General features: G+C 63.9%; 3 protein-coding genes. 1 reads left to right on the top strand and 2 read right to left on the bottom strand.

The features are described from left to right. Both A985_RS26625 and A985_RS0122110 read right to left on the bottom strand, forming a co-directional pair. The coding region (locus A985_RS26625) for a Na+/H+ antiporter (protein WP_039830684.1) at nt 1-1,247 on the bottom strand (1,247 nt) is incomplete at its 3' end. 52 nt (nt 1,248-1,299) lie between these two features. Beyond that, on the bottom strand, nt 1,300-5,295 hold the full coding sequence (locus A985_RS0122110) for an FAD/FMN-binding oxidoreductase (protein WP_026132288.1): 3,996 nt from the start codon (nt 5,293-5,295) through the stop codon (nt 1,300-1,302). A gap of 574 nt (nt 5,296-5,869) precedes the next feature. Here A985_RS0122110 and A985_RS0122105 point away from each other — a divergent pair. Then, nucleotides 5,870-6,328, top strand: coding sequence for a (2Fe-2S)-binding protein (locus A985_RS0122105; protein ID WP_017235561.1), 459 nt, complete (start codon nt 5,870-5,872; stop codon nt 6,326-6,328). The last annotated feature ends 169 nt before the right edge of the window (nt 6,329-6,497 follow it).

The raw sequence follows: 6,497 nt of genomic DNA, 5'->3' as shown, positions 1-6,497 counted from the left end.
GGCAAACCGAGGCTGCCGCCGACAAGCGAGAGCAGAATCACGCCGGCGGCCAGGAAAATCAGCAGATCGCGTCCCGGAAACGGCGCGCCGCCCGGCAGGGCCAGCGGCACCGAGAGCGCACCGGCCAGCGTCACCGCGCCGCGCACGCCCGAGAGGGCCGTCACGCCAGTGAAGCGCATGCCGGGCTTCATTGTGATTTCGCCACGTCGCATACCGAGAAAATACATCACGCGCCACGCCACCCACACCCAGCAGAAGCGCAGCACGATGAGCACCGCCGAAATCGCGCCGACGTAGGCCATCAGTTCGCCGAGATTGAGCAGCGTTCCCCAATGCGGCTCGCCGGGCCGCAACGCGGCACGCACGATGTCAGGCAATTGCAGGCCGAGCAGCACGAACACTGCGCCATTGAACACGAATTCGAGCATCGACCACACCCCGTTACCGAGAATGCGGGTGGCGGTGCGGGTATTGAGCAGATCGGTCGAGCTGACCGTCATGCCGGCGGCCACGGCCGCGAGAATGCCCGAGAAGCCGAAATGTTCGGCCAGCAGATAGGCCGCAAACGGCATGAGCAACAGCAGCAGCACGACCGTCGCCGGCTCTTCGGCGGACGCCGCCATCACGCGGCGATGGAACTGCGTGAACAGCCACGTCACGGCCCAGCCGGCGAGCAAGCCGCCCAGCGCGATGACGAAAAACGAGAACGTGGCGTTACCGATCGAAAAGAGTCCCGTGGTCGCGGCCACGATGGCAAACTTGAACGCGACCAGGCCCGATGCGTCGTTCATCATGGCCTCGCCTTCGAGCACGTGCATGAGGCGCGTGGGCATCTGCAGGCGTGCGGTGATGGCGGAGACGGCCACGGCATCGGTTGGCGAGAGCACGCCGCCGAGCGCGAACGCCACGGCGAGCGGAATCGACGGAATCATCCAGTGGATGAAATAGCCCACGCCGAGCACCGTGAAGATCACCAGGCCGAGCGCCATCGCGACGATTGGCACGCGCAGGTGCCAGAACTCGCGTTTGGGCATGCGCCAGCCGTCGGCGAAGAGCAACGGCGGGATGAACAGCAGGAAGAAGATCTCCGGATCGAGATCGATGTGCAGCCCCGCGCCCGGAAAAGCGAGCGCGGCGCCCACAGCGATCTGCACGATCGGCACCGGCAGAACTTTGACGTAGCTGACCAGCACGCCGGTCAGCGCCACCACAAACAGCAGGATCAGCGCGGTGAGGACTACCCCCATGCCGCCTCCATGGTCCGTCGGTCAGGCATCGGCCGCGTCCCCGAGCGGGCCATCAGACCAGCACGCGTTCGATGCCGCCGTGGTTCGCATCCTTCACGTAGTCCACCAGCCACTCGTCACCCAGCACATGCTTGGCGATCTCCACGACGATATAGTCCGCCGTGATGTCGGCGTCGTCGTTATAACGCGACAGCCCTTGCAGGCACGACGGGCAGCTCGTCAGAATCTTGACGTCCTCGACCTTGCCGTCCGCGCGCAGCTTCGCCGCGCCCTTGCGCATCTCCTCTTCCTTGCGGAAGCGGATCTGCGTCGAGATGTCCGGACGCGTGACCGCCAGTGTGCCCGACTCACCGCAACACCGATCGTTCTTCTCGATCTTGTAGCCGTCGTGCTCGCTGCCCATCAACTCGTTCACGAGCTTGACCGGATCCATCGTCTTGATCGGCGTGTGGCACGGGTCGTGATACATGTAGCGCGTACCGTTCACGCCTTCGAGCTTCACGTTCTTCTCGAGCAGGTATTCGTGGATGTCGACGATGCGGCAGCCCGGGAATATCTTCTCGAATTCATAGCCCGCGAGCTGGTCGTAGCAAGTGCCGCACGACACGACCACGGTCTTGATATCGAGATAGTTCAGCGTGTTCGCCATGCGGTGGAACAGCACGCGATTGTCCGTCACGATCTTCTCGGCCTTCTCGCCCTGCCCCGAGCCGCGCTGCGGATACCCGCAGCACAGATAGCCCGGCGGCAGCACCGTCTGCACGCCCACATGCCAGAGCATCGCCTGCGTGGCGAGCCCGACCTGCGAGAACAGGCGCTCCGAGCCGCAGCCCGGGAAATAGAACACCGCTTCCGAATCGACCGTGGTGGTCTTCGGATTGCGAATGATCGGCACGACCTTGTTGTCTTCGATGTCGAGCAGTGCGCGCGCCGTCTTCTTCGGCAGGTTGCCCGGCATCTTCTTGTTGACGAAGTGGATCACTTCCTCGCGCAGCGGCGGCTTGCCCACCGTTGCAGGCGGACGTGCCGTCTGCTTCTTCGCTAGCTTCTTGAAGACGTCCGCGCCGAAACGCTGCGCCTTGTAACCCCAGTCGATCATCACCTTGCGGGTGATGTTGATCGTCTCCGGGTTCGTCGCGTTCAGGAAGAACATGCCGGCGGCCGCGCCCGGATTGAACTTCTTCTTGCCCATCTTGCGCAGCAGGTTGCGCATGTTCATCGTCACGTCGCCGAAGTCGATCTTCACCGGACACGGCGTCACGCACTTGTGGCACACCGTGCAGTGATCGGCCACGTCGTTGAACTCGTCCCAGTGCTTGATCGACACCCCGCGGCGCGTTTGCTCTTCGTACAGAAACGCCTCGATGAGCAGCGACGTTGCGAGAATCTTGTTGCGCGGGCTGTAAAGCAGGTTCGCGCGCGGCACGTGCGTGGCGCACACCGGCTTGCACTTGCCGCAGCGCAGGCAGTCTTTCACGCTGTCCGCGATCGCGCCGATATCCGACTGCTGCATGATCAGCGACTCATACCCCATCAGCCCGAAGCTGGGCGTATAGGCATTGCGCAGGTCGGCGGGCAGTTCCGGCATATCGAGCAGCTTGCCCTTGTTGAAGCGCCCTTCCGGATCCACGCGTTGCTTGTACGCGCGGAATTCGCCGATCTCGGCTTCCGTCAGGAACTCCAGCTTGGTAATGCCGATACCGTGTTCGCCCGAGATCACGCCATCGAGCGAACGGGCGATGGCCATGATGCGTGCCACCGCCTTGTGCGCATCCTGGAGCATCTCGTAGTTATCCGAGTTCACCGGGATGTTCGTGTGCACATTGCCGTCGCCCGCGTGCATGTGCAGCGCGACGAACACGCGGCCGTGCAGCACGCGCTTGTGAATCGCTTGCGCTTCCTCAAGGATCGGCTTGAACTCCGCGCCCGAGAAAATCTTGCGCAGTTCTCCGCGGATCTCCTGCTTCCACGACACGCGCACCGTACGATCCTGCAGCAAGTCGATGAGTCGGGTTTGCGGCTGCTTGCTCAGCCGATCGTTGAGCGCCACGTTGAGGTCGCGCACGCCGTGTCGGTTGAGCAGCGGAATCGCTTCGGCCAGCGGCAGTTCGAAATGATCGCGCAGGAACACCCAGCGCGCGCGCACGTCGCGCAGCAGCGTGAGTGCCGTTTGCACGCGATCTTCGAGCAGTTCGGCCGACGGAATCTCGTTCGCGTCATCCGTCTTGCCCAGCGGCAGATTGCCGGCGTCGAAGAAGACTTCGAGCGCATCGACCAGTTGCAGCTTGTTCTTGAGCGACAGCTCGATGTTGATGCGTTCGATGTGATCCGTGTACTCGCCCATGCGCGGCAGCGGAATCACCACGTCTTCATTGATCTTGAAGGCGTTGGTGTGGCGCGCGATGGCGGCGGTACGCGAGCGGTCGAGCCAGAACTTCTTGCGGGCTTCGGCCGACACCGCGACGAAACCTTCGCCGCTCTTGCCGTTGGCCATGCGAATCACTTCCGACGTCGCCTGAGCGACGGCGTTGTCATCGTCGCCAACGATATCGCCGATCAGCACCATCTTCGGGAACGCATTGCGCTTCGACTTCGTGGCGTAGCCCACGGCGCGCAGATAGCGTTCGTCCAGATGCTCCAGGCCCGCCAGAATCGCGCCGCCGGCCGCCGTCTGCGCGAACATGTAGTCCTTGATCTCGACGATGCTCGGAATCGCTTCCTTCGCCTGGCCGAAGAACTCCAGGCATACCGTGCGCGTGTGCGCGGGCATCTTGTGCAGAATCCAGCGCGCGCTCGTGATCAGACCATCGCAGCCTTCCTTCTGAATGCCCGGCAGACCGGCGAGGAACTTGTCCGTCACATCCTTGCCGAGCCCTTCCTTACGGAAACGCTTGCCTTCGATGTCCAGTTTTTCCGTCTTGAGCAGCACGGCGCCCGGGGCGTAATTGCCGTCGAACCACGTCAACTCGAAGCGAGCGACCGGAATGTCGTGAATCTTGCCGAGATTGTGATCGAGGCGGGTGACCTCGAGCCAATTGCCCTGCGGGTCGACCATGCGCCACCACGCGAGGTTATCGAGCGCGGTGCCCCACAGCACGGCCTTCTTGCCACCGGCGTTCATCGCCACGTTGCCACCGATGCACGATGCGTCGATCGACGTCGGGTCGACCGCGAACACCAGACCAGCCCGCTCGGCGGCCTCGGCCACGCGACGCGTCACCACGCCGGCGCCCGAGAAAATCGTCGGCACCGGTTCGTCGACGCCCGGCAGCGCCGAGTACTCGACCTCATCGAGCTGCTCGAGCTTTTCCGTATTGATCACGGCCGAGAACGGCGTGAGCGGAATCGCGCCGCCCGTGTAGCCGGTGCCGCCTCCGCGCGGAATCACCGTCAGTCCCAACTCGAAGCACCCCTTCACCAGCGCCGCCATTTCGGCTTCGCTGTCCGGCGTGAGCACCACGAACGGGTACTCCACGCGCCAGTCCGTCGCGTCCGTCACATGCGAGACGCGCGACAGACCGTCGAACTTGATGTTGTCATGCGCGGTCGTGCGACCGAGCACCTTCTTCGCGCGACGGCGCAGCTCGGCCATCTTCGCGAACTCCTCGGCGAAGTCTGCCACGGCGCGGCGTGCCGCCACCTCCAGTTGCTCCACACGGGCGGCGCGTTCGCGGCCGTTCGCATCGGCGTTCGCGGCCACATCCGCGCGGCGACGCTTGTCGATCTCGTTCAGACGATGGTCCAGCGCGTCGATCAGCAGCTTGCGGCGCTTCGGATTATCGAGCAGGTCGTCTTGCAGATACGGATTGCGGCGAACCACCCAGATATCGCCGAGTACCTCGTAGAGCATGCGGGCCGAGCGGCCGGTGCGTCGCTCCGCGCGGAGTTCGTCGAGGATGTGCCAGGCGTCGGCGCCCAGCAGGCGCATGACGATTTCGCGGTCCGAAAACGACGTGTAGTTGTAGGGGATCTCGCGCAGTCGCGGCGGCTGGGCGGCGAGTGCATGCTTGGCGTCGTGCGGCTCGAAGGCGGGCAAGGGTGCGTTCATCTTGTCGGGCTCGTCAATGCGGCGGTGCATCCGCCGTCGGCGTTCGTCTCGCGAGACGCGCCGAAAGTCAAAATCGGGTAAGCGCAATGGATGCCGGCGGCAAGCGCGACGGGTGCGCGCGGGCCGGCAACAGACGATCTGCGGTCAACGAGATCGACGACTGCCGTGCGAAGACGTCGATGACGAATCGTGTCCGATCATCGCGTAGAAACACAGGGGGGTGAGGCAGTTCGTGCGCATGCCCAGATCTTTCTTCCGGCTTGGGAACAGGTTGGTAGGGGAATGTAGCCAGAATTGTACTTCATTGCACCGCAACACGTCGGCACCGCGCCGAATTCGCCGCGAGGCGCGAGATTCCCCTCCTTCCCGACGCTCCGGCGCGTTCACTGCCGCGTTGACCGCCCCTACACGAGCGCCGGCCCCTTCGCATTCCCGCCCTATCGCCGACCTTCCTGCTGATCGCTATATCCGAATGGATACAACGACTTATGACACACGCCTGCGCTGAAACTTTCACCGAATGGGAGTATGTTTTGCCGATCCCCGGTCTCTCCACCCGTCAAGAGGTGTCTCTATGGTCTCGTTTCAACTGAACGGCCGTGTCGTGCAGGTCGATGTCGACCCGGCCACTCCCCTGCTCTGGACCCTGCGCGACGCGCTCAACATGACCGGCACCAAGTTCGGTTGCGGCATGGCGCTGTGCGGCGCGTGCACCGTGCATCTCGACGGTGCGCCCATCCGAAGCTGCATCACCCCGGTCTCCGCCGTCGCGGGAAAGGCCATCACCACCATTGAAAACGTCGGGGCGGACGCCGTCGGGCGTGCTGTGCAGAACGCCTGGGTCAAGCACGACGTGCCCCAGTGCGGCTACTGCCAGAGCGGCCAGATCATGTCCGCCACGGCGTTGCTGCGCGAGAACAAACAGCCCAACGACGAACAGATCGACGCCGCAATGTCCGGCAACATCTGCCGTTGCGGCACCTACGCCCGCATTCGTGCGGCGATCAAAGACGCTGCGGCGTCGCTGGCCTGAGGCGAGGAGATACCCATGCGTGAACTTCGCTTTTCCCCGCGCCCTGGCGTCGCCGTGGGCGACTTCGCCGGCCTGACGCGCCGAGTATTTCTCAAGACCTCGGCGCTTGCGGCCGGTGGACTCATGCTCGAAATGTCGCTGCCCGGCGCCATGCGGGCAGCCAGCGCCC

This window comes from Pandoraea sp. B-6, assembly GCF_000282835.1.
In the GTDB taxonomy this organism is placed as follows: Bacteria; Pseudomonadota; Gammaproteobacteria; order Burkholderiales; family Burkholderiaceae; genus Pandoraea; species Pandoraea cepalis.
The sequence above is the reverse complement of the archived record's forward strand: the minus strand, read 5'-3'. Positions and strand labels throughout refer to the sequence as shown.